Annotated in this window: 21 protein-coding genes and 1 pseudogene; 12 read left to right on the top strand and 10 right to left on the bottom strand. The window is 61.2% G+C overall.

Annotated elements, in window-relative coordinates; all coding sequences use genetic code 11:
- Positions 1-144: 144 nt before the first annotated feature.
- The 3 genes from AC0Z5Z_RS16440 (at position 145) to AC0Z5Z_RS16430 (ending at position 2,819) form a co-directional block, all read left to right on the top strand.
- On the top strand, positions 145-969 hold the full coding sequence (locus tag AC0Z5Z_RS16440) for an oxidoreductase (protein ID WP_150635626.1): 825 nt from the start codon (positions 145-147) through the stop codon (positions 967-969).
- A 230-nt stretch (positions 970-1,199) separates the two neighbouring features.
- Positions 1,200-2,141, top strand: a complete 942-nt coding sequence (locus AC0Z5Z_RS16435; protein WP_485611329.1) for an AraC family transcriptional regulator — start codon at positions 1,200-1,202, stop codon at positions 2,139-2,141.
- A 48-nt stretch (positions 2,142-2,189) separates the two neighbouring features.
- Positions 2,190-2,819 (top strand): DUF3885 domain-containing protein, encoded by a 630-nt coding sequence (locus tag AC0Z5Z_RS16430; protein ID WP_258707996.1) that lies wholly within the window; start codon positions 2,190-2,192, stop codon positions 2,817-2,819.
- Between the two features lie 7 nt (positions 2,820-2,826).
- Here AC0Z5Z_RS16430 and AC0Z5Z_RS16425 read toward each other — a convergent pair.
- Positions 2,827-2,946: pseudogene (locus tag AC0Z5Z_RS16425) on the bottom strand (GNAT family N-acetyltransferase); the annotation flags it as partial.
- A 100-nt stretch (positions 2,947-3,046) separates the two neighbouring features.
- Here AC0Z5Z_RS16425 and AC0Z5Z_RS16420 point away from each other — a divergent pair.
- Positions 3,047-3,460 (top strand): PaaI family thioesterase, encoded by a 414-nt coding sequence (locus AC0Z5Z_RS16420; protein ID WP_041480531.1) that lies wholly within the window; start codon positions 3,047-3,049, stop codon positions 3,458-3,460.
- 75 nt (positions 3,461-3,535) lie between these two features.
- On the opposite strand, the gene AC0Z5Z_RS16415 is transcribed toward AC0Z5Z_RS16420, so the two are convergent.
- Positions 3,536-5,107, bottom strand: a complete 1,572-nt coding sequence (locus tag AC0Z5Z_RS16415) for a GMC family oxidoreductase (protein WP_485611328.1) — start codon at positions 5,105-5,107, stop codon at positions 3,536-3,538.
- Positions 5,108-5,133: 26 nt separating this feature from the next.
- A complete protein-coding gene (locus AC0Z5Z_RS16410; protein WP_095179647.1) occupies positions 5,134-5,907 on the bottom strand; it encodes an alpha/beta fold hydrolase in 774 nt (257 codons plus the stop codon).
- Positions 5,908-5,995: 88 nt separating this feature from the next.
- Here AC0Z5Z_RS16410 and AC0Z5Z_RS16405 point away from each other — a divergent pair, with 88 nt between their 5' ends.
- Positions 5,996-7,435, top strand: coding sequence for an HD domain-containing phosphohydrolase (locus AC0Z5Z_RS16405; RefSeq protein ID WP_485611327.1), 1,440 nt, complete (start codon positions 5,996-5,998; stop codon positions 7,433-7,435).
- 13 nt (positions 7,436-7,448) lie between these two features.
- Here AC0Z5Z_RS16405 and AC0Z5Z_RS16400 read toward each other — a convergent pair whose 3' ends face one another.
- Complete coding sequence (locus AC0Z5Z_RS16400; RefSeq protein WP_485611326.1) at positions 7,449-8,357, bottom strand: LysR family transcriptional regulator; 909 nt, start codon at positions 8,355-8,357, stop codon at positions 7,449-7,451.
- A 208-nt stretch (positions 8,358-8,565) separates the two neighbouring features.
- Between AC0Z5Z_RS16400 and AC0Z5Z_RS16395 the strand changes: the two genes are divergently transcribed.
- Positions 8,566-9,342: an SDR family oxidoreductase gene (locus AC0Z5Z_RS16395; RefSeq protein ID WP_485611325.1), complete on the top strand. Its 777-nt coding sequence runs from the start codon at positions 8,566-8,568 to the stop codon at positions 9,340-9,342.
- A 48-nt stretch (positions 9,343-9,390) separates the two neighbouring features.
- Here the strand turns inward: AC0Z5Z_RS16395 and AC0Z5Z_RS16390 are convergent, their stop codons facing one another.
- Entirely contained in the window at positions 9,391-10,284 is an 894-nt protein-coding gene (locus AC0Z5Z_RS16390) for a LysR family transcriptional regulator (protein WP_150635633.1), read from the bottom strand.
- A gap of 95 nt (positions 10,285-10,379) precedes the next feature.
- Between AC0Z5Z_RS16390 and AC0Z5Z_RS16385 the strand changes: the two genes are divergently transcribed.
- Complete coding sequence (locus AC0Z5Z_RS16385; protein WP_041480537.1) at positions 10,380-11,546, top strand: MFS transporter; 1,167 nt, start codon at positions 10,380-10,382, stop codon at positions 11,544-11,546.
- A 12-nt stretch (positions 11,547-11,558) separates the two neighbouring features.
- Here the strand turns inward: AC0Z5Z_RS16385 and AC0Z5Z_RS16380 are convergent, their stop codons facing one another.
- Positions 11,559-12,734: a XylR family transcriptional regulator gene (locus AC0Z5Z_RS16380; protein ID WP_016774329.1), complete on the bottom strand. Its 1,176-nt coding sequence runs from the start codon at positions 12,732-12,734 to the stop codon at positions 11,559-11,561.
- A gap of 175 nt (positions 12,735-12,909) precedes the next feature.
- Between AC0Z5Z_RS16380 and xylA the strand changes: the two genes are divergently transcribed.
- The 4 genes from xylA to AC0Z5Z_RS16360 all read left to right on the top strand — a co-directional run bounded on the left by xylA (position 12,910) and on the right by AC0Z5Z_RS16360 (position 18,226).
- Positions 12,910-14,226 (top strand): xylose isomerase, encoded by a 1,317-nt coding sequence (xylA, locus tag AC0Z5Z_RS16375; RefSeq protein ID WP_071171939.1) that lies wholly within the window; start codon positions 12,910-12,912, stop codon positions 14,224-14,226.
- 147 nt (positions 14,227-14,373) lie between these two features.
- Entirely contained in the window at positions 14,374-15,375 is a 1,002-nt protein-coding gene (xylF, locus tag AC0Z5Z_RS16370) for a D-xylose ABC transporter substrate-binding protein (protein WP_016774327.1), read from the top strand.
- A 157-nt stretch (positions 15,376-15,532) separates the two neighbouring features.
- Positions 15,533-17,089 carry a D-xylose ABC transporter ATP-binding protein gene (gene xylG, locus AC0Z5Z_RS16365; RefSeq protein WP_110599153.1) on the top strand — a complete coding sequence of 519 codons (1,557 nt, stop codon included), beginning with the start codon at positions 15,533-15,535 and terminating at the stop codon, positions 17,087-17,089.
- Positions 17,090-18,226, top strand: coding sequence for a sugar ABC transporter permease (locus tag AC0Z5Z_RS16360; protein ID WP_076563313.1), 1,137 nt, complete (start codon positions 17,090-17,092; stop codon positions 18,224-18,226).
- A 167-nt stretch (positions 18,227-18,393) separates the two neighbouring features.
- Here AC0Z5Z_RS16360 and AC0Z5Z_RS16355 read toward each other — a convergent pair whose 3' ends face one another.
- Positions 18,394-19,476, bottom strand: coding sequence for an alkene reductase (locus AC0Z5Z_RS16355; RefSeq protein ID WP_150635635.1), 1,083 nt, complete (start codon positions 19,474-19,476; stop codon positions 18,394-18,396).
- A 28-nt stretch (positions 19,477-19,504) separates the two neighbouring features.
- A complete protein-coding gene (locus AC0Z5Z_RS16350) occupies positions 19,505-20,245 on the bottom strand; it encodes an SDR family oxidoreductase (RefSeq protein WP_056784894.1) in 741 nt (246 codons plus the stop codon).
- 26 nt (positions 20,246-20,271) lie between these two features.
- On the opposite strand from AC0Z5Z_RS16350, the gene AC0Z5Z_RS16345 reads away from it, so the two are divergent.
- Positions 20,272-21,309 (top strand): LysR family transcriptional regulator, encoded by a 1,038-nt coding sequence (locus tag AC0Z5Z_RS16345; RefSeq protein ID WP_236708157.1) that lies wholly within the window; start codon positions 20,272-20,274, stop codon positions 21,307-21,309.
- A 338-nt stretch (positions 21,310-21,647) separates the two neighbouring features.
- On the opposite strand, the gene dctA is transcribed toward AC0Z5Z_RS16345, so the two are convergent.
- Both dctA and AC0Z5Z_RS16335 read right to left on the bottom strand, forming a co-directional pair.
- Positions 21,648-22,955: a C4-dicarboxylate transporter DctA gene (dctA, locus tag AC0Z5Z_RS16340; protein WP_423661696.1), complete on the bottom strand. Its 1,308-nt coding sequence runs from the start codon at positions 22,953-22,955 to the stop codon at positions 21,648-21,650.
- Positions 22,956-23,057: 102 nt separating this feature from the next.
- Positions 23,058-24,227 (bottom strand): mandelate racemase/muconate lactonizing enzyme family protein, encoded by a 1,170-nt coding sequence (locus tag AC0Z5Z_RS16335; protein ID WP_150635637.1) that lies wholly within the window; start codon positions 24,225-24,227, stop codon positions 23,058-23,060.
- Between the last annotated feature and the right edge of the window lie 23 nt (positions 24,228-24,250).

The following is a 24,250-nucleotide window of genomic DNA, read 5'->3' as shown; positions in this document are numbered from 1 at the left end:
CAGGGCTTTTCCGTTTTTTGAGGCAAGACCTGATCGAAAACCCTACTGATAGGAACAGGCAATACTCCGATCCGATTCGGCATCGTCCGCCAGCGTTATCCGCCCTAGCATGGCCTCTCCAATTGCCTGCTGGAGTACAGATCCATGAAGACCCTTTTCATCACCGGTGTCAGCAGCGGCTTTGGCCAAGCGCTGGCCAAGGAAGCACTTGCCCAGGGCCATAAGATCATCGGCACAGTGCGCAGCGAATCAGCGCTGGCAGCCTTCGAAGCGCTGTCGCCCGAACGCGCTCATGGGGTGGTGCTGGACGTTACCGATTTCGATGCCATCGATGGGGTGGTTGCGGCAGTGGAGGATCGCCACGGCCCGGTGGACGTGCTGGTCAACAACGCAGGTTATGGCCACGAGGGGATTTTTGAAGAGTCGTCGCTGCAGGAAATGCGCCGCCAGTTCGACGTCAACGTGTTCGGCGCGGTGGCGGTGGCCAAGGCGTTCGTCCCGTATTTTCGTCAGCGCCGCGCGGGGCATGTTCTTAATATCACGTCGATGGGGGGCCATATCACCATGCCCGGGATCGCGTATTACTGCGGCAGCAAGTTTGCGCTTGAGGGCATCTCCGACACCTTGAGCAAGGAGCTTGCACCCTTCAATATTTTTGTCACCGCTGTGGCGCCGGGGTCATTTCGCACCGACTGGGCAGGCCGCTCGATGCAACGCACGCCGCGTAGCATCAGTGACTACGACGCAAGCTTCGATCCGGTGCGCAAGGCCCGGGAGGAGAAAAGCGGCCAGCAGCTGGGCGATCCGCTGAAAGCTGCACGGGCCATGCTGACCATCATCGACAGTCCAGATCCGCCGGCTCACCTGCTATTGGGCAGTGATGCGCTGGCGCTGGTGCGTGACAAGTTGCAGCAGACGGCGGAGAGTATTGAGCAATGGGCAGCGCTTAGTCGTTCGACGGATGGCTGAAAGATCAAAAGCACCCTCACCCCAGCCCTCTCCCGGAGGGAGAGGGAGCCGATCCGGGTGGATTCAACCCCCGCGTTCGGCACAATATTACAGGTCGGCGTAGTACCAGAAAGCACCACGGTCAGTCCCCTCTCCCTCTGGGAGAGGGCTAGGGTGAGGGCTCTGTCTGACACCCCGCCAATCAGCCAGACAGATTCAAACGCGCCTTTTCACAAGGAAACCCACAGCCCATGCCGAAACCGAAAGACCCAATCACAGCGCGCATGGTCCAGCTAATGAGCCAGCTCGCCCCGCTGGAAGGTTACAACCTGAGCCCGCTGGACGATGTACGTTTCCTGCGTTCCAACCGACCGCTGACCCGCACGCCGGTGCTGTATGAACCGGGCATCGTCATCCTCTGTCAGGGGCGTAAACGCGGTTACCTCGGCAATGAAATCTACGTCTACGACGCTCAGCACTATCTGGTGGTGTCGGTGCCGGTACCCTTCACCATGGAAACCGACGCCAGCGAAGCGGAGCCGATGCTGGCGGTGTACGTGCGCCTGGATTTCGCCCTGGCCGGCGAGCTGATTCAGCAAGTGGATGAGCTGTGGGATTTCCCCACAGCGCAGCCGATGGGCATGTACGCCTCGCCTCTCGACGAACCGCTACGCCAATCGACCCTGCGCTTTCTTGAAGTGATGAGCAACGATGCCGACGCGCAAATCCTCGGCCCGGCGATGCTGCGCGAGCTCTACTACCGTATCCTCACCGGCGAACAAGGTGGCACCCTGCGCGCCGCCATCGCCCAACAAGGCCAGTTCGGCAAAGTGACCCGCGCCATCCACAAGATCCACAGTTGCTATCACCAGCATCTCGACGTAGAAACCCTGGCCGAGGAAGCGCAGATGAGTGTGCCGAATTTTCATCTGCACTTTCGCAAGGTTACCGATTCCTCGCCGATGCAGTATCTGAAGTCGACGCGGCTGCACCAGGCGCGATTGCTGATGCTGCGTAACGACCTGACCGCGGCAAAATCTGCGTTTCTGGTCGGTTACGAAAGCGCCTCGCAATTCAGCCGCGACTTCAAACGCCTCTTCGGCCGCACGCCGCTAGCGGAAGTGGCGTGGATGAAAACGGCCTATGCGCTGCCGGCACCGACGAGTGCTTCGCCGTTTGTGTCGTCGCACTGACTTCACACGCGTGTTGAACAAACAGAAATCCACATTGAAGGGAAGAAAGTGAATCTGAGAGCTGAGATCGAAAACGCATTTGGTCCCCAGGTATTCGCCCGCCCGCTTTTCTATTCCTGGCCCGGAGGACTGCGTTTCGAACTCTCCAAAACGGGCGGAATGATCGAGCAGTTCCTGACCGCTATGCGCAAAGCCATAACCATCTGCGGCGACATTTTCCAAGGGGACGCATCGTTTGTCGCATGCCTGCGCATTCATTCCGGTCGCAATCGATTCGCCCACCGCAGCACTCTTCGCGCCCTTCAATCTGCTGGAATCGATACTCCATCAGCGCTGTGCATCTGGAGCGAAGAAATAGACAACGAGGAATGGTTCAGTGAGCAAGAGCCGGAATATTGGGTCAACGTCGCCTTCGAAGCGTCTGTCACGAGCATTCAAGCATTACTCTGGTGCGCATTGGCCAAGGACTTCGGTGCTATCCAACCGCGTGCGAACTGTGCTGTCTACCTGTTCAATCTGCCCAAGCGAGTCATGCTCTTTCCCTATGACGACCGAGGCATGGACGTGGTTGGGACCAATACCGAACTGCTTTCGCAGCTTTATCAACGACACTATGCCTGGCTGCTCGACCATGACCGAGCAGCGATGGATGCCACATTCGGCAGGCTGAAACGTTAGGTGAACGCTATCGTTTCAACGTCTTCGCCATGATGATCGTGCGCTCTGTCTGATGAAAGTCATCTCTGATCTTCTTGAAGCCGAGCGAGGCATAGAAGCCTTCCGCGGTAACCGAGGAAGGAACGCGCGCACTTATCGCAGCAAATTCCCCATCCGCATAGTGCTTGCCCCCTCCTGCGACTCCCCGCTCAATCGCACAGGTCAGTCGCCTGCATCAGGATGGGAACATGAACACCACGGCCATTCCCGAAGGTTTCACTCCATTGACCCGCAGCAGTCCGTTGCTGGATCTGCTCGGCCCGATCTACGCCAGGGGTCAGGGGCTGCACTTGGAACTGGGTTTACTGACCGACTCCCGCCACGCCAACGGCCGTGGCACTTTGCATGGCGGTGTATTGGCGACACTGGCGGACGTGGGCATGGGTTACGCCATGGCCTTTTCCAGCGATCCGCCGCAGCCGTTGATCACGGCGAGCATGACCCTGGATTATCTCGGCGCGGTGCAAATCAACGAGTGGCTCGAAGTGCGTCTTGAGCACTCCAGAAAGGGCCGCCAACTGGCGTTTGCTGGCGTCAGTCTGCACGTCGGTGAGCGAACGGTTGCGCGCGCCAGTGCCGTGTTCGCCGTGCCGATGAATTGAATCGACTGACTCGACTCATCGTCCCACCTGGACGGCAGGCTGGGATTTGCCGCCCCGCCCGCACGGTCATTACCTTCAAGGCATTGTGTTCGCCATCGTCACCCCATACGCAGCCAGAAGCATATCCGCCGCCCGCTCACCAATAACGACACACGGCGCCATCGTGTTGCCAACGGTAATGCGCGGCATGATCGAGGCATCTGCAACGCGCAGCCCGTCGATCCCGTACACGCGTAATTGGTGGTCAACCACCGACAGCGCATCGCGGCCCATTTTTGCCGTGCACGACAGGTGCCAGTAGGTCACGGCCGAATTGCGGATGAACTGCTCCATAGCGCGACGCTCTCTGGGACCGGGCACGACTTCGCGCTTGATCAGCGCATTGAAGGCCTGGCTGTTGCCGAGTGCGCGGCACAGTTCGATCGACGCATGGGCTGCGGCCATGTCCTCGGGCTCGCTCAGGGAGTTCGGCTCAATGATCGGTGCATCCAGCGGCCCAGCACCCGACAACCGCAAGCGTCCGCGACTGGCAGGTCTGGCCAGCCCGGCGAACATGGTCCAGCCATGCTCCGGCGGCTCGATGGCGACCTCAGCCGGAGACGGTACCGCGAATGCCAACTGGCACTGCAACAGGTCCGGGGCTTCCAGGCGGCTGTCGCTTTTCCAGTACAAGGTGGTTTCGCATCCACTGCCCGCGACGGCCTGGGGTTTTCGATACTCCCACGTGCAAGCGAACGCCAGATGATCCTGCAAATTCTCGCCCACACCGGGTAGATGAACGACCGGTACGATGCCGTGTTTTCGCAGCTCATCCGCCGGGCCGATGCCCGACTGCATGAGCACTTTCGGTGATTGCACCGCGCCCATGGACAGGATGACTTCAGCTGCGGCATGAAAGCAGCGCCGCTCGCCGGCAATCAACACTTCGACACCGACGGCCCGGGTGCCGTCCAGCAACACGCGGGTCACTAAGGCTCCGGTCAGCACCGTCAGGTCGCGACAGTGCAACCGTGGCTGGATGTAGGCGTCATAAACCGATTCACGCTTGCCGTGTTTGATGCGCAAGTCGGTGATGGCGACGCCGCCCGGGCCTTCCATCATCTCGCCATTGGGGCTGTCGAATCGGGGGATGCCCAGATCGCTGGCCGCCTCCAGCGTTGCCCACGCAAGGGGTTGAGGCGTGGCCGGCTGTTCGACATGTACCGGCCCACCTGAACCACGCCGAGTGGCGTCCGGGCTGCCTTGCCAGTTTTCGATCCTGCGGTAGTAATCGAGAACCGATGCGTAGCCCCAGGCCGGGTCGCCAGACTCGGCAGCAAAATGCTCCCAATCGGCGCGATGGCCGCGCGACCAGACCATCACGTTGATGCTCGAACCTCCACCGAGCCCCTTGCCCATGCTCAGCGGGAGCCGTCGACCGTTGAGGCGTGGATCGGATTGCCCCTCGAATGCCCAGTCGCGCGCGGAGCCCAGGTTCAGCGGCCATTGCGCCGGTTCGGTCACCTCGGGGCCTGAGTAACGTTCGCCGGCTTCAATCAGCAGAACCCGTGCGCCTGACTGATCGGCAAGCCGCGCAGCGACCACGCAGCCCGACGTGCCGGCACCACAGACAATGAAATCATAGTCGTGAGCACTTCGAGGGTTCATATGCCCGCTCCCCTTCGATGCCGCGATCACTGCTCAGCAACGCTGTGCACGGCTTTGAGAATCACTGCGGCGACCTCGGCCGGCTGCGATTGCTGCGGGACATGGCTGGCGTGTACCTCTGCAAGGGTCGCACCGATACGCTTGGCGGCAGACCGCTGGACGTCGGGATGAATCATCCGGTCTTCGGTAGCGAGCAGGTACCAGGACGGTTTGGTTTTCCAGGCCGAAGCGGTGGTTTTATCTTCGAAAGCCGAGGCCTTGATCGGCCCCTGTGTGGCGGTCATGACGGCGGTCTGCGCGGCCGGCAGATCCTGAGCGAAATCCTTGGCCATGCCTTCAGCGGTGAGATAGAGGAAGCCGTTACCGTCGGCCTTGATCTGACTGATGCCCGGCGGCGTCGGCGCGCCTTTACCCTGTTCGCCACTGGTTTGCCCGGCGTCTGGCGCGAAGGCGGCGACATACACCAGAGCGCTGACTTTCTGGTCGCTGCCAGCCTCGGTGATCACCGTGCCACCCCAGGAGTGACCGACCAGCACCACCTTGCCCTGCTGGTTGTTCAGCGCGCGGCGCGTGGCGGCAACGTCATCGGCCAGCGAGGTGAGCGGATTTTGCACAACGGTCACGGCCACGCCTTTGGCTTGCAGCAGTGGCACCACTTTGGCCCAGTCGGAACCGTCGGCGAAGGCGCCGTGTACGATCACCACCGAAGGCGTTGTATCCTGCGCGTGGCTGGCGCCGGCCATGAAGGTACTGGCCAGGGCAAAGGCGACGGTGGCGAATTTCGATTTGATTGTTTTCATTGGATGAGCTCCTGTTCGGGAGTTCAGAGTGTGCTGGCCGGCCTGCGATGTGGGCATCGGTCAATTATCCGACCCCGGGGCATTTTTCATGGATAGTGGCTTGCAACTGGACATCTCACTGGACGGCGCACTGGCAACCATCGCCCAGGTCGGTGACCTCAGCATGGGGCAACCGCTCGGTCACTCCCGGCGCGTTGCCGCTTTGGCGCGGATGCTCGCGCAGGCATGCCACGGCGCCGGTGAGCATCTGCAGGTTGCAGAGCAGATTGCCTTGCTGCGCTGGTCTGGGTGCACGGCCAACGCCGAAGGCTTTGCCGACCTGCTGGGTGACGACGTCGATGGTCGCCGCGCAATGCTCGATCTGACCCTGGGCAATGAGCAGATGAACGCGGTGCATCAGGCAACCCCGCTGGCCGTGGTGCACTGTGAAGTGTCCGGTGCAATCGCCAAAACCCTCCAGCTCGGAACGGCCGTCGAAGCGGGCCTGTGTCGGGTGTTCGAAACCTACGACGGCACTGGCCGACCGCTCGGCGTGGCGCATGAACATATCCCGGAGGTGGCCTATCAGGTGGTCATGGCCGGTGATCTGGATATTCTCACTCGCGCTCACGGCCTGGACGCGGCGTTGCGCTGGATCAACGAGCAGTCGGATCGGCGCTATCCAGCGTCGCTGGTGTCGTTGCTGGTGGCTAATGCCAAGGCCTGGCTGGCGGATCTGGAAACGCTTTGCACAAAAGTTGAACCCGCGCCTGAGCAGCGTCGTGTCTCGCTGACTTTGGTCGGAGACGTCATTGACTTGAAGCTGCCATGGCTGGCCGGGCATTCGCGTCAGGTCGCGCATGTTGCCGTGGAAGCGGCACGCCTGTGGGGGCTGAGTGAGCCGACTTTGGCAAACATTGGCAAGTCCGCGCTGATTTACGGTCTCGGCCGCGCAGCCGTTTCCAATCACCTATGGAATAGCCCAGGGCCGCTGCCCTATGGGGCGGCAGAGCGAGTGCGGCTGGTGCCTTACTGGACGCAACAGGCGCTCCGACCGGTACCTGAACTGGCCGCGCCCGCCGAGATAGCCACCCATGCTTATGAACGGCTCGATGGCAGCGGCTATTTTCGCGGCGTGGCGGGTGATGCACTGAATGCCGAACATCGGCTGTTCGCCACCTCGGTCGCCTGGGTAGCGTTGAGGCAAGCCCGGCCATGGCGAACAGCCCACGACGAAGCCGCAGCAGCCACGCTACTCAAACAGGATGCTGGCCGTGGTCTGTTCGACAACGATGTCTGCGAAGCGGTCATTGCCGCCGCCAGTGGCGAGCGCCGCCTGCGGCAACCCAAGCCTTCGCTGCTGACAGCCCGTGAGTGCCGCATTCTTCTGGAGATCAGCCGTGGCGCCAGCAACAAACAAGTCGCGCAACTGTTGGATATCAGTCCGAGCACGGTACGCACGCACATGGAAAGCATCTTTCGCAAATTGCAATGCTCGACCCGTGCAGCCGCCACTCTGAAGGGGCTGACACTGGGCTTGATCGCCTGAGCCCTGCGCCGGGTCAAGCCTGATCAGCCTGCCTGGCGCGAGCCAGTTCGATGAATGCCCTGGCGGCCGCAGAGGGATTGCGGCGGTTCGGGTAGTACAGGCACAACCTGTCTCGGGGCGGGGTCCAGTCCTTGAGTACCTGCACGAACTCGCCGCTGCGGATTTCGTCACGAACGTCCTGCTCCATGAAAAAGCCCAGCCCCATATCCGCCTGCACCGCCACCTTGACCACGCTCGATTCATCCAGGGTCAGCGGCCCGTTCACATCCAGACGAATGACTTCGCCGTCGCGCTCGAAATACCAAGGGAAAATCGCCCCGTTCGGCAGTCGTACGCGGATGCATCGATGCCCGGGCAGATCGGACGGCGAGCGCGGTTTGCCGTGTTGTGCAAAATACCCCGGCGAACCGACCACCGCGTAACGTTGCGGCGGCCCGACTGGCACCACAATCACATCGTTGGGCACCAGGCCTGCCGAGCGCACGCCGAAATCGAAGCCGTCAGCCACGATATCCACCAGGCGCCCTTCGGTCACAAGGTGAATGTGGACTTTCGGATGCTGCTGCAAAAACTCGATCACCAGTGGCAGCAGCGCCGAACGCGCAGCGCTGGCGAATGCGTTGATGCGCAGCGTTCCCGAGGGTCCGGCATTCTGCGATCGCACTGCATCCAGTGCCGCGCGCAAGTCCTGCAAGGCTGGCCCCACTTGCTCGAGAAACACCCTGCCCGCTTCGGTGATGGCAACACTGCGGGTGGTGCGGTTGAACAGGCGCGATTCGAGGCGCGCTTCCAGTTGCGCAATGGTGTTGCTCAGCGCGGTGGTCGAAACGTCGAGATCAATGGCAGCCTGGCGGAACGACCCCCTGCGTGCCACCGCTATAACGGCATCCAGTTCATTAAGGGCTAAGCGATCCTGGGCCATGGATTGTCCTCATTTTCGGGATAGGTCATTAAGGTTTGTCCCAGTTGAACAAACTATCTGCAGCGCAGCAAGATGACTCCAGACCATCAATCAGGAGTCAGGCAATGAACCTTCAACTTTCCAACGTCGTGCAAACGTATCTCACGGTCACCGACGAGAAAAAAATCTCCGACGCAATCCATCAATTCCTCGCGCTGGAGATCTCGCCATGCTGAATTCAGGATTGACTGGCAAGCGGGTCCTCGTCACCGGCGGTACCAAGGGAATCGGCAAAGCAGTGGTCGAGTGGTTCCTGGCCGAGGACGCAAAGGTCATCACCTCGGCTCGGCAAGTGGAGGTCGAAATGCCGGGCGCACTGCTGGTCGCGGCTGATCTTTCGACACGGGAAGGTTGTGACGCACTCATCGCTGCGGTCCAACAGCAACTGGGCGGCGTCGACATAGTGATCCATGTCCTGGGTGGCTCGTCGGCCCCCGGTGGTGGTTTTGCAGCGCTGGACGAGGAGCAGTGGCAACGCGAGCTCAACCTGAATCTGCTGCCAGCGGTGCGCCTTGATCGCGCCCTGCTCCCGGGCATGCTCGAGCGTCGTAATGGCGTGGTGATCCATGTCACATCCATCCAGAGTCGGCTGCCACTGCCGGAATCAACGACGGCGTACGCGGCGGCCAAGGCTGCGCTGTCGACCTACAGCAAAAGCCTGTCGAAAGAAGTGTCACCCAAGGGGGTTCGCGTCGTGCGGGTATCGCCGGGCTGGGTTGAAACCGAAGCGTCGGTGGCATTCGCCGAGCGACTCGCGCAGGAGGCAGGCACTGACTATCAAGGTGGCAAGGACATCATCATGCAGGCCCTGGGCGGTATCCCGCTCGGCCGCCCGTCGACGCCAGTTGAAGTGGCTGAGCTGATCGGGTTCCTGGCATCGCCGCGAGCAGCGTCGATCACCGGGAGTGAATTTGTGATCGACGGCGGCACCATCCCGACCATTTAGCCGCCAGTCTGCGGGTCATGGACGACCCGCAGAATCCGCACAGCACGTCTACATCCGATGCTGCTCCAGCAAAAAATCCACAAACAAGCGCACCCGCACCGGCATCGCCGCGCCGCCCACGAACACCGCATGAATCGGTTCCTCATCGCCCGGGTTAAACGCTTGCAGCAGCGGGATCAGCGCGCCGCGCTGCAAGTCTTCCCTGACGGTGAACTCGCCAATCCGCGCAATTCCGGCGCCGAGTCTGGCGAACTGGGCCAGTGCTTCGCCGCTGCTACATTCGATGTTGCCGCTGACTTTCAGCGAGAACTCCTTGCCGTCGCGGATAAACGGCCAGTTGGCTTCGGCGCGGCGGAAGTTGAAGCGCAGGCAGTTGTGCTTGAGCAGGTCTTCGGGTTGCTGAGGCGTGCCATGACGTTCCAGATAGTCGGGCGATGCCACGACCACCTGGCCGGTGTGGCCGAGCCGGCGTGCGGTCAACGGGCTGTCGGGCAGATGGCCGAAGCGTATGGCGACATCCGCCTGGCCGGCGAGGATGTCGACCACTTCGTCGCCGAGGCTGAGGTCGACCACGATGTTCGGGTAACGGGCGGTGAAGGCTGCGACCAGCGGCACAATGGTCAGCCTTCCATGGCCAAGGGCGGCACTGACACGCAAGCGGCCCTTGGGTACGCCTTGATCGGTGATGGCCCCTTCCACTTCGTCCATGTCGGCGAGAATCCGCCGGGCACCGCGCAGGAAGGCCTCGCCCTCGGCGGTAAAAGTGAGTGCGCGGGTGGTGCGCAGCAACAGACGAGTGCCGAGTCGCTGTTCAGCGCGGGCGATGATCCGACTGACCGCCGAAGGCGTCAGCCCCAGCGCACGCGCAGCTGCTGAGAGGCTGCCCTCCTGCGCCACGGTGACGAACACGCTCATTTCCCCTGACCTGCCGTTGAAGTCCATTCGTGCCTCTTACGCAAAGGTGATTGCCAAAATCGCCATCTACCGCCGGAAAACCATGGATCGTAGCATTGGCGGCATAGATGAGGAGACTTTCCATGCGTATCAATCCACCACTTGTTGCACTCGCTGTCGGCGCCTTTGGCATCGGCGTCACCGAGTTCGCGCCGATGGGCATGTTGCCCGGCATTGCCGCCGATCTCGGCGTTTCCATTCCCGCTGCGGGGTTGCTGGTCAGTGCCTACGCCTTGGGCGTGCTGCTCGGCGCGCCGCTGATGACCCTGACCACCGGCAAGATCCCCCGGCGCTATCTGCTGATCGGGCTGATGGCGATTTTCACCCTGGGTAACCTGATGTCGGCGCTGGCCACCGATTACTCCAGCCTGATGGTCGCCCGAGTGATCACCTCGCTCAATCACGGCGCATTCTTCGGAGTGGGCTCTGTGGTCGCCGCCAGCGTGGTCGCGCCGGAAAAACGTGCCGGCGCCGTGGCGGCAATGTTCATGGGCCTGACGTTGGCGACTATCGGCGGTGTGCCGCTGGCAGCGTGGTTTGGTGAGCTGTTTGGCTGGCGCACGGCGTTCTGGGGCATTACCGGCCTCGGTGTGCTGACCATGATCGCCTTGTGGTTCGCCCTGCCCAATCTGAAAGCAGAGCAAGGCGCGGGTGCGCTGGCAGAAATACGGGTATTGGGCAGAGGTCCGGTGTTGGCCGCGCTGGCCCTGACCGTGGTCGGCTCAAGTGCGATGTTCACCGTATTCACCTACATCGCGCCGATCCTCAGCAGCGAGACCCACGCCTCCGCCGCGTTCATCACCGCCATGCTGGTGTTGTTCGGAATCGGTTTGACGCTGGGCAACATGTGGGGTGGCAAGGCTGCCGACCGTTCGATTGACCGCACCCTGATCGTGTCACTGAGCGCATTGATTGTGGTGTTGCTGGCGTTCACGGTGCTGATGCGCTGGCCGCTGCCGGCCGCCGTGGCCATTCTGATCTGGGGTATCGCCAGTTTCGCCCTGGTGCCACCGCTGCAAATGCGCGTGATGGAAGCGGCCAAGGACGCGCCGAATCTGGCTTCGGCGGTGAACATCGGTGCCTTCAATTTCGGCAACGCGATCGGCGCGGCGCTGGGTGGCGCGGTGATCAATGCCGGGCTGGGTTATCCGGCGATTTCCCTGGCCGGCGCGGCGATGGCTGGTCTGGGCCTGCTGATGGTGCTGACGTTCGCCTGGCGCTCCAGAGCCAGTGCCGCTGCGCTGGCGTAAGTCTTCGCAGCGCTATGCGCCGCCCTGCTGATACTCGCGGGGCGTGCAGCCGAACTCGCGACGGAACACCGTGTGCAGATATTGCGCAGACTTGAAGCCGCAGGCCTGGGCAATATCGGCAATCGCCGCATCGGTGTTCTTCAAACCGCTGGTAGCCGCCGCCAGTTTGAAACGCAGAATCTCATCATGCACGCTGCAACCGCGCTCAGCGCGGAAATGCGCTTCCAGCGATGAGCGCGACACGCCGACATAGGCCGCCACTTGCGCGGTCTTGATGCCTTGGCAGGCATATTGGCGGATGAACAGCAGCGCTTGCATGACGTAGGGATTGCCCAGCGGTTGATGCAAGCTCGATACCTGCACATTGACCGCATCAGGCGGAATCAGAATCTGCGTGCCGGTGGACGGCATGCCGTGGAGCATCTGGTGCAGCAATTGCGCGGCGGTGCGGCCCATGGTTTCGGTGCCCTGAATCACCGAACTCAGCGGTACACGCGTCAGGCTGCGGGTCAGCGGGTCGTTGTCGATGCCGATCAGCGCGACCTGCTCCGGCACGGCGATGCCGGCGGTCAGGCAGGCTTGCAGCAACTGCCGGGCACGGGCGTCGCTGACGGCGATAATGCCGATCGGTTTGGGCAGGCTGTGCAGCCAGGCGATCAGTTGCTCGACGGCGCTGTCCCACAGCGGCGCGCTGGTGCCCATGCCGCGATAGATCTCGGCGTGCAGGCCGTCGCGCTGCATCAGTTTGCGAAAGGCTTTTTCCCGCTCCTGCGCCCAGCGATTGGCCTGCGCTTCCGGCAGGCTGAAACAGGCAAAGCGCTGCAACCCCGCCTCGACCAGATGCGAGTAAGCCAGGGTGATCAATGCGTTGTTGTCAGTGGCAACGTAGGGAATCGCTTTTGGATAAGCGCGTGCATCCTCGTAGGAACCGCCCACCGCCACCACCGGCAAATGAATGTCGGCCAGCGCCTCGCCAATCAGCGGATCATCGAAGTCGGCAATGATCCCGTCACCCTGCCAGCGCTCGATGCCTTTCAAGCGGCAGAGAAAGTCCTCTTCCAGAAACAGGTCCCAGGAAGCGCGGGTGCTGCTCAGGTAGTTGCCGATGCCGCTGATGATTCCACGGTCGTAGATCTTGCTGCCGTTGAACAACAGGGCGATGCGGTGCACGGGCGGTAGGCTTTTCATTGTTTTTAGGCTGTTCCGGGCCGCCATGTCACGGCGACGATGGACACAGACTAGGCCTGCGCGCGCTGAAGCTCAATACGCAAAATCGCACTCGCAGTTGAGGCTTTTCATAATCAGCGGGCACGGGGGCGTTGCTAGTATCGAGACACCGCCAAGAACAACAAGGACAAGGTCCATGCAGTATTTCCCCAATATCGAGCCGGTTCGCTACGAAGGCCCGAACAGTGATTCGCCCCTCGCTTTTCGTCACTACGATGCCGACAAGCTGATCCTCGGCAAACCCATGCGTGAGCACCTGCGCATGGCCGCCTGCTACTGGCACACCTTTGTCTGGCCGGGCTCCGACGTGTTCGGTGCCGGCACCTTCAAACGCCCGTGGCAACGCAGTGGCGAACCGATGGAACTGGCTATCGGCAAGGCTCAAGCCGCATTCGAGTTCTTCAGCAAACTGGGCATCGATTACTACTGCTTTCACGACACGGACGTCGCCCCCGAAGGCAACTCGCTGAAGGAGTACCGCGAACACTTCGCACAAATGGTCGATCGCCTCGAACAGCACCAGGAACAAAGCGGCATTAAGCTGCTCTGGGGCACCGCCAACTGCTTCAGCAATCCGCGTTTCGCCGCCGGCGCTGCGAGCAATCCCGATCCGGAAGTGTTCGCCTGCGCCGCCGCGCAAGTGTTCAGCGCGATGAACGCCACCCATCGGCTCAAAGGTTCCAACTACGTGTTGTGGGGTGGCCGTGAAGGCTACGAAACCCTGCTCAATACCGACCTGAAACGCGAGCGCGAACAACTCGGGCGTTTCATGCGCATGGTGGTCGAGCACAAGCACAAGATCGGTTTCACCGGCGACCTGCTGATCGAGCCCAAGCCGCAGGAGCCGACCAAGCACCAGTACGATTACGACAGCGCTACGGTATTCGGCTTTCTCCAGCAGTACGGCCTGGAGAAAGAAATCAAGGTCAACATCGAGGCCAACCACGCGACCCTGGCCGGCCACAGCTTTCATCACGAAATCGCCACGGCTGCCTCGCTGGGGATCTTCGGCAGCATCGACGCCAACCGTGGCGATCCGCAGAACGGCTGGGACACCGACCAGTTCCCCAACAGCGTCGAAGAAATGACCCTGGCGACCTATGAAATCCTCAAGGCCGGCGGTTTCAAGAATGGCGGTTTCAACTTCGACTCCAAGGTGCGCCGGCAGAGCCTCGACGAGATCGACCTTTTCCACGGTCACGTCGGCGCCATGGATGTTCTTGCCCTGTCGCTGGAACGCGCCGCCGCGATGGTTGAGAACGATCAATTGCAAGTGCTCAAGGATCAACGCTACGCCGGCTGGCGTCAGCCGTTCGGGCAAGCGGTGATGGCGGGCGACTTCAATCTCGAGTCACTGGCCGAGCACGCGTTCAGCAACGAGCTGAACCCGCAAGCCGTCAGTGGCCGTCAGGAAATGCTCGAAAACATCGTCAACCGCTATCTCTATCGCTGATCGCCGAGACCGTCTGCCGACGCAACGACGCTGTGACAATTGCACGACAATTCTGTGCCTGCTGCGTCGGCAGATTCTCTACAGTTCTACCAGCCCGATTCATCGTCAGGCCGTGTCTTTCCAACAAAAATAAAAGGACGCACCACCATGAAGAACTTGAAACGTACGCTGTTGGCCAGTGCCCTGGCGTTGTTGGCCCTGCCGGTAATGGCCGACGCCACCCACCCGAAAATCGGTTTCTCCATTGACGATCTGCGTCTGGAACGCTGGTCGCGCGACCGCGATTACTTCGTCGCGGCGGCGGAAAAAATGGACGCCAAAGTCTTCGTGCAATCGGCCGACGCCAACGAGCAGAAGCAGATTTCCCAGATCGAAAACCTCATCTCTCGCGGCGTCGATGTGATCGTCATCGTGCCATTCAACGCGACAGTGCTGACCAATGCGGTGGCCGAAGCGAAGAAAGCCGGGATCAAAGTGGTGTCTTATGACCGGCTGATTCTCAACGCCGATGTCGACGCCTATATCTCCTTCGATAACGAAAAGGTCGGCGAGATGCAGGCCGGCGGCGTGCTGAAAGCGGCGCCCAAGGGCAATTACTTCTTGCTGGGTGGCGCGCCCACCGACAACAACGCCAAGATCCTCCGTGAAGGCCAGATGAAAGTGCTGCAACCGGCCATCGACAAGGGCGATATCAAGATCGTCGGCCAGCAGTGGGTCAAGGAATGGAACCCGACCGAAGCGCTGAGCATCGTCGAAAACGCCCTGACCCGTAACAACAACAAAATCGACGGCATTGTCGCCTCCAACGACGCCACCGCTGGCGGCGCCATCCAGGCACTGGCCGCGCAGCAGCTGGCCGGCAAGGTGCCGATTTCCGGCCAGGACGCCGACCTCGCAGCGGTCAAACGCGTAATCGCCGGCACGCAAACCATGACCGTGTACAAACCGCTGAAACTCATCGCCTCCGAAGCGGCCAAGCTCTCGGTGCAACTGGCACGCAACGAAAAACCGGCCTACACCTCGCAGTACGACAACGGCAGCAAGAAAGTCGACACCATCCTGCTCACGCCAACGCCGTTGACCAAGGACAACATCGACTTGCTCGAACAGGATGGTTTCTACACCAAGGCGCAGATTGCCGGGCAGTGATCCGGTCGTAAATCTTGATCAGACCTGTGGGAGCGAGCCTGCTCGCGAAAGCGGAGTGTCAGTCAGTACAGCTCTGGCTGAAAAGGCCCCTTCGCGAGCAGGCTCGCTCCCACACAGGTTCAGTGGTGTTTGAGTCCCTGGTATACGAGCCTTTTCCATGTCCGACTATCTGCTGCAAATGAACGGCATCGTCAAAACCTTCGGCGGTGTCAAAGCGCTCAACGGCATCGACATCAAGGTCCGGCCCGGTGAATGCGTGGGCCTGTGCGGCGAGAATGGTGCCGGCAAGTCGACGCTGATGAAGATCCTCTCGGCGGTCTATCCCCATGGCACCTGGGACGGTGAAATCCTCTGGGACGGGCAACCGCTCAGGGCGCAATCGATCAGCGAAACCGAAGCCGCCGGCATCGTCATCATCCATCAGGAACTGACGTTGGTTCCCGACCTGTCGGTCGCCGAAAACATCTTCATGGGCCATGAGCTGACGCTGCCCGGCGGACGCATGAACTACCCGGCGATGATTCACCGCGCCGAAGCCTTGATGCGTGAATTGAAGGTGCCGGACATGAATGTTTCGCTGCCGGTTTCGCAGTACGGCGGCGGCTACCAGCAACTGGTGGAAATCGCCAAGGCCCTGAACAAACAGGCGCGTCTGCTGATCCTCGACGAGCCCTCCTCGGCCCTGAGCCGCTCGGAAATCGAAGTGCTGCTGGACATCATCCGCGACCTCAAAGCCAAGGGCGTCGCCTGCGTCTACATCTCGCACAAACTCGATGAAGTCGCCGCCGTGTGCGACACCATTTCGGTGATCCGCGACGGCAAACACATCGCCACCACCGCCATGGCTGACATGGATATTCCACAGATCATCACGCAGATGGTCGGCCGCGAAATGAGCAACCTCTACCCCAGCGAGCCGCACGAGATTGGCGAGGTGATTTTCGAGGCGCGCCACATCACTTGCTACGACGTCGACAACCCCAAGCGCAAACGGGTCGACGACATTTCCTTCAGCCTCAAGCGCGGCGAGATTCTCGGCATTGCCGGGCTGGTCGGAGCCGGCCGCACCGAACTGGTCACCGCACTGTTCGGCGCCTACCCCGGACGCCATGAAGGCGAAGTCTGGCTGGACGGCCGACCGATCGACACGCGCACGCCGCTCAAAGCGATCCGCGCCGGCCTGTGCCTGGTGCCTGAAGATCGCAAGCGCCAGGGCATCATTCCCGATCTCGGCGTCGGCCAGAACATCACCCTCGCCGTGCTCGAGAGTTATTCGAAAATGACCCGCATCGATGCCGAAGCCGAACTGGGCTGCATCGACCGGGAAATCTCCCGTCTGCATCTGAAAACCGCAAGTCCGTCCCTGCCGATCACCAGCCTGTCAGGCGGCAATCAGCAGAAAGCCGTACTGGCCAAGATGCTCCTGGCGAAACCGCGCGTGCTGATTCTCGACGAGCCGACCCGAGGCGTGGACGTCGGCGCCAAGTACGAGATCTACAAATTGATGGGCGCGCTGGCCGCCGAAGGCGTGTCGATCATCATGGTTTCGTCGGAACTGGCCGAAGTGCTCGGCGTCTCCGACCGCGTGCTGGTGATCGGCGAAGGCCAGTTGCGCGGCGATTTCGTCAACCATGAGCTGACCCAGGAACAGGTACTCGCCGCCGCCCTCAGCCAGCCGGGCAGCCATAACAATAATGATCGGAAAACCGCGTAAATGAATCAGGTCAAACAACTGTTCACCCGCTACAAGATGCTCGCGCTGGTATTTGCCGTGGTGCTGATCTGGCTGTTCTTCAGCTGGCAGACCGAAGGCGGTTTCCTCACCCCGCGCAATCTTTCCAACCTGCTGCGGCAGATGTCGATTACCGGAATCCTCGCCTGCGGCATGGTGCTGGTGATCATCAGCGGCGAGATCGATTTGTCGGTGGGCTCATTGCTCGGCCTGCTCGGCGGCCTCGCGGCGATACTCGACGTGGTCTATCACATTCCGCTGCTGGCGAATCTCAGTCTGGTCGCCCTGTGCGGTCTGGTCATCGGGCTTGCCAACGGCTACATGGCGGCGTACTTGCGCATCCCCTCATTCATTGTCGGCCTCGGTGGCATGTTGGCGTTTCGCGGGATTTTGCTGGGGATCACCGGCGGCACCACCATCGCCCCGGTATCGCCGGAGCTGGTCTACGTCGGCCAGGGTTATCTGCCCCACGCGATCGGCACCGGCCTGGGTGTGCTGCTGTTTGTGCTGACGGTGTTCCTGACCTGGAAACAACGACGCAACCGCGCCCTGCATGGCCTGGCGGCGCATTCGCTGGTGCGTGATGTTGTGCGCGTGCTGGTGATCGGCGCGGTGCTGGCCGGTTTTGTTCAGACCCTCAACAGCTATGACGGCATTCCCGTGCCGGTGCTGCTGTTGCTGATTCTGCTCGGCGTGTTCAGCTACGTCACCAGCCAGACTGTGTTCGGCCGCCGGGTCTATTCGGTCGGCAGCAACATGGAAGCGACGCGCCTGTCGGGCATCAATGTGCAGGCGGTCAAGCTGTGGATCTTCGGCATCATGGGCGTGATGTGCGCCCTCGCCGGCGTGGTCAACACCGCACGCCTCGCCGCCGGCTCACCCTCCGCCGGCAGCATGGGCGAACTCGACGCCATCGCCGCCTGCTTCATCGGCGGCACCTCCATGCGCGGCGGCTCCGGCACCGTCTACGGCGCCCTCCTCGGCGCACTGGTGATCACCAGCCTGGATAACGGCATGTCGATGCTGGACGTCGACAGTTACTGGCAGATGATCGTCAAGGGCAGCATTCTGGTGCTGGCGGTCTGGGTGGATGTGAGCACGCGCACGGCGCGGCGTTGAAACGTTGCAGGTGAGTTGGTAAAACGCAAATGAGGCCTGATCACAGGCCTCACTTTTCATATCAACAGCGCGAACCGTCTCTTGCGACTGGCTTAAGCGTGCTTTTCCGGGTTCTGGCCAGCCCGTCAGGGCATCCACTGCCACGGCGGCTGGCACCGACGCTACATTCAAACGCCATCCACCGCCGGATAATCCCCATACCCTTCCCAACCCTGGCTGAACCAAGTGCTCATTTCGCTTTCCGCCAATGGCAACTGCCGAGCGAATCTCAGCGGCAGATCCGGATTGGCTATAAACGGCCGTCCAAACGCAATCGCATCGGCGAGCCCGGCATCCAGTTGCGCTTGTGCCCTGGCGAAACCGTAGTCCGAATTGAGGATCAGCACGCCTTTGAACACGTCGCGAATCATCCCGGCCAGTGGCGGGCGTTCGGACTTGCCGAAGGTGCCGTCCAGCGGTGGTTCGCGGACTTCCAGATGAGCGATGCCAATCGCTGACAGCACTTCGGCGGCGCGGATGAACAGCGCTTCGGGATCGCTGTCGCGGATGCCCTGCTCGTAGCTGCTTGGAGTCAAGCGCACGCCAGTGCGGTCGGCGCCGATGACTTCGGCCACCGCCTCGGTCACTTCCTTGAGCAAGCGGATACGGTTGTTGATCGAGCCGCCGTACGCATCGGTGCGAAAATTGTCGCTGTCGCGCAGGAACTGGTCGAGCAGATAGCCGTTGGCGGCGTGGATCTGCACGCCATCGAAACCCGCCTCGATTGCGTTGCGAGTGGCCTGACGAAAGTCTTCCAGCAGTGCGGGAATTTCTTCCAGCGGCAACGCACGCGCCGGTGTATACGGCTGCTTGCCGGCGTACGTATGCGCCTGTCCCGGCGCGGTGGTGACCGATGCGGAAACCGGCTGGCCGCCGCCAAGGAAACTCGGGTGCACGACCCGGCCCATGTGCCAGAGCTGCGCGATGATCCGGCCGCCAGCGCCATGCACGGCATCGGTGACCTTGCGCCAGCCGGCGACCTGTTCGGCCGACCAAATGCCTGTCGCATACGGCCAGCCCAGACCTTGCTGGCTGATGCCGATCGCTTCGGAAATGATCAGGCCGGCACTGGCGCGCTGGCGGTAATACTCGACCATCATCTCGGTCGGGACGTGCTCGCGAGTGCCGCGCGCGCGGGTCATCGGTGCCATCAGGATGCGGTTGGGCAAATCGAGCGCGCCGAGGCGCACGGAATCAAATAACGATGTCATGTTCAGGCTCTCAAAAAGGTGGGCAGGATCAAACCAGGCGTGCGCCGCCGTCGATGTTGAGCACGGCGCCGTTCATGAAGGTGTTGCTCATCAGGAAAACCACTGCCGCGCCCGCTTCTGCAGCTGTGCCGAGGCGATGCAGGGGCAGCACCTGCTCAAGAGAAGCGACAAATGCATCCCGCCCCTCGCCCAGTGCCTTGCCCAGAATCGGGGTGTTGATCGGGCCGGGCGAAAGCGTGTTGACTCGCACCGGTGCCAACTCAAGGGCCAGACCGCGAGCCAGTGCTTCCATGGCTGCCGAGGCGGCGGCGAGTACGGCGGTGCCGTAGGCATTCGGGCGATCAGCGAGAGAACCGGAGATAAACGTGATCGAGCCGTCTTTTGCCAGCCTGTCGCCAAGGACCCGAATCGCATTGATCGATGCCCAGATGCGTTCGTCGAACGCGCGGTGCAGATAATCGAGATCAGCCGCGCGCACGGTGCCAGCGACAAACGTGCCGGCGAGCAGAACGAGGTGATCGACCTGAAGGATATCGGCCAGTGCAGTATCGAGAGCCTGGCTATCGGTCACGTCGGCCGCGCGCCAGCCATCGAGCCCGTGCTCGCTGGCGGCCTGCTCGGCACGTGCAGCGTTCGAGCCGATGACGATGACCTTGGCGCCAGCGGCTTTCGCTTGCACCGCAGCGGCCAGGCCGATGCCGGAGGTGCCGCCGAAAATGACCACGGTTTTGTCGGTGAGTGTGGAAGGCAGGGTTTGGCTGATGTTCATGCTGAGTCTCCGTCTGGAACACCTGAATGGCGTTCGATGGGCAAAGACTACGTTTTGGAAGCCACATTGATAATTGGGCCAGAAGTCGCTTTACTAGTGCCATGAAGGCACAAATTGGATTGGATCGTTTAACCGGGCTCATCGCCTTTGCACGAGCGGCTTCGCTGGGCAGCTACACGGCTGCCGCTCGGGCACTGTCGGTGTCGCCGTCGGCCATCAGCAAAAGCGTGCAACGGCTCGAAGAGCATTTCGGCCTGATGCTGTTTACTCGCACCACGCGCTCGCTGGTACTCACCCCGGAGGGCCGTGATCTATACGAACGGGCGCTGCGGATTCTGCGCGAAGTCGAAGACATCGATCAGGCCGCCGTTGCTTCACGCGCTGAGCCATCGGGCGTATTGAAGGTCACCGCGCCGTTGCCGATTGGACTGAATATCCTCGCGCCGGCCCTGCCGAGATTTCGCGAGCAATATCCAAAGGTGACGATCGATCTACGACTCGGCGATCAGTATGCCGACCTCATCGAACAAGGCATCGACGTCGCGGTTCGGGTTGGCAATCTTGCGGATTCGCGACTGATTTCTCGCCCGCTGGGCCCGCATCGAATCGGTGCGTTCGCATCACCGGACTATCTGCAGCGCAAGGGTACTCCGCTTACGGCCGAGGATCTCGCCGAGCATGAGTGCGTGAATTTCCGCTATCAAAGCACCGGGCAGAGTTTGCGCTGGCCGTATCTAGCCGGTGACAGACAGTTGGAACTGGCACCCGACGCGGCCTTCACCGTTGATGCCAGCGATGCGGTCGCGGCGGTGCTGGCTGCCGGCGGCGGCATCGGTATTTCGCCGCACTACGTAGCGGCGGCGTATGTTCGTCGGGGCGAACTGGTCCCGGTGCTGCCACAGTTCACCGTCGAACGCTTCGCCATTACCGCGTTGTGGCCGGAGAGCCGTCGCGGTAGCCCGAATGTCAAAGCGTTCACGGCGTTTTTGCTTGAGTTGTTCCCTGCAACGCCGCCTTGGGATGAGGTCATCCAGACGTACGTAGAGGGTTCAGGTCCGGCCTGACGGTTCATAGCGAACGTTTTGCAATCCACTGCTTGTACTGTCCGGTGCGAAAGAACATCGCCAACTGTTGTGACAGCAATCGCGCAACCTACTGTGGAAACTGGCTTGCTCGCGAAAGCGCTCTGCCGGTCGCCATCCGTGTTGACCGTTCTGGCCCCTTCGCGAGCAAGCTCGCTCCCACAGGTTTTTTGGCATGGCTGGGGATTGGTGGCGTGCCAGCACCGACTGGTTTTCGTCAGTGCGCCAATTCTCATCGTCCCGCCCCCAGTCCATAACCTTTGAACTGACTTGAAACCTGTACGCGTCGGCAGGCCAATCAAGCGCTCACGTTGCCCGAATCACTTATGCACAAGCAGCGACTTGCGCGCTGCCTTGTCCTGCTTCATGGCGGCGATTTCCCGCTCGCACGCCTCTACATCGAAGGAGTTGTCCCATTTGGCAATGGCAATGGTGCCGATGCCGTTGCCGATCAGGTTGGTCACCGCTCGCGCCTCGTTGAGGAAGCGGTCGATGCCCAACAGCAACACCAGGCCCACCAGAGGTATGGAGTGAATGGTGGTGAGCGTGGCCGCCAAGGTCACGAATCCTGCCCCCGCCACACCGGCCGAGCCCTTGGAGGTCAGCAGGAACACGCCAAGCAGAATCATCTGATCCATGAAGGTCAGCGGCGTGTTGGTCGCCTGGGCGATGAAGATCGCCGCCATGGTCAGGTAGATGCAGGTGCCGTCTGCGTTGAAGGTGTAGCCCGTCGGCAGGACCATGCCGACCACGGATTTCTTGCAGCCGAGCTTTTCCAGTTTGACCATCATTCGCGGCAGCACCGCTTCGGTCGAACAGGTGCCCAGGGTGATCAGGATTTCATCCTTGAAATAACGCAGAAACTGCATCAGCGGCATGCCCGACCATCGCGCCACCGCGCCCAATACAACGACGATGAAAATCAGCGTGGTGATGTACAGCGCGACCAGCAACTGCCCCAGCGACAGCAACGTGCCGATCCCATATTTGCCGATGGTGAACGCCATGCCAGCTCCGGCACCGAGCGGCGCCAGGCGCATGACCATCGCCACGATCTTGAACAGACCTTGCAGGAACAGATCGATGGTGTTGATCAGCGGTTTGCTGGTTTCGCCCATTTGCACCAAGGCGACGCCCATCAGCACCGACAACAGAATCACTTGCAGCATGACGCCATTGGAGAAAGCGCCGAGGAATGTGTGCGGAATGATATTGAGGAAGAATTCGACGAGGCCGCCCTGCTCGCTCGCCGCCTGGCTGTATTTGTTGACAGCGCTGCCATCGAGGGTGCCGGCGTTGATGTTCATGCCGGCACCGGGCTTGACCACGTTGACTACGATCAGGCCGACCACCAGTGCGATGGTGGAAAGAATCTCGAAGTAGATCAGCGCTTTCACACCGATCCGTCCGACCTCCTTGATGCTGCCCATCTTGGCGATACCGACCACCACCGTGCCGAAAATGATCGGCGCCAGGAGCATCTTGATCAGTTTGATGAAACCGTCGGCAAACGGCTGCAGCTTGGCGCCGATGTCCGGCACGAAGTAACCGATGGCAGCGCCGATGACGATGCCGATCAGCACTTGCACATAGAGCTGGCTGTACCAGCGTGATTTTGAAGTTTCCACGGAAGCACCTCATTTTATTGTTGTGGTGGGCATGTGGCTTTGGCGTCGAGGATGACGCCTGAAGGTGCGGCCTCGGAAATCGAGGCCGCAGATAAAACCGAATCAGCCCTCGCCCAGTTCGCGCATGACGGCATAGAGCGCAGATTTGGCTTCGAAGCCGACGCCCGGAATTTCCGGCAGCCCGACGTAGCCGTTTTCTACGCGGATGCCATCGGCAAACCCGCCGAAGGGCTGGAACACGTCCGGGTACGATTCGTTGCCGCCCAGGTGCAGACCAGCGGCGATGTTCAGCGACATCTGGTGACCGCCATGTGGCACCACGCGGCGCGAAGACCAACCCAGCTCTTCCATCACTTTCAGAGTGCGCATGTACTCGACGAGACCGTAGGACAGCGCACAGTCGAATTGCAGGTAATCGCGGTCAGGGCGCATGCCGCCGTGGCGCAACAGGTTGCGGGCGTCCTGGTGAGAGAACAGGTTTTCCCCAGTGGCCATCGGCAGTTCGTAGTGATTGGCCAGCTCGGCCTGGAGCGCATAATCCAGCGGGTCGCCGACTTCTTCGTACCAGAACAGGTTGTACTTCTTGATCGCTTCGGCGTACGCGATACCGGTCTGCAGATCGAAGCGGCCGTTGGCATCGACCGCCAGGCGCTGGCCGTCGCCCACCACTTCGAGCACCGCCTCAATGCGGCGGATATCTTCGTCCAGCGGCACCGCGCCAATCTTCATCTTGACCACGTCATAGCCACGATCCAGATAGCTCTGCATTTCGGCCTTGAGCTTGGTCTGGTCCTTGCCCGGGTAGTAATAGCCACCCGCCGCATACACCCAGACTTTGTCATCGGCGACGCCGTTGCGATAACGATCGGCGAGCAGGCGATACAGCGGCTTGCCTTCGATCTTCGCCACCGCGTCCCACACCGCCATATCGATGGTGCCGACCGCTACCGAACGCTCGCCATGCCCGCCCGGTTTTTCGTTGGTCATCAGGGTTTTCCAGATGGCGAACGGATCGAGGTTATTGTTCTCGTGATCGATCAGGGTTTGCGGGTCGGCCTCGGTGATCCGCGCCAGAAAACGATCGCGCATCAACGCGCCCTGACCGTAGCGACCGTTAGAGTTGAAACCGTAACCGATGACCGGCTTACCATCGCGAATCACGTCGGTAATGACCGCGACGACCGAGCAGGTCATCTTCGAAAAGTCGATGTAGGCATTGGCGATCGGGGAAGCGATGGAGACGGTTTTTTCACGGATATCGACGATACGCATGACGGGTTCCTCTTGTTGTGGTG

It is taken from the genome of Pseudomonas sp. 1L-E-NC-VB-C3 (assembly GCF_057291535.1).
Note: the sequence above shows the minus strand (reverse complement) of the source record. Positions and strands in the feature narration are given on the sequence as shown.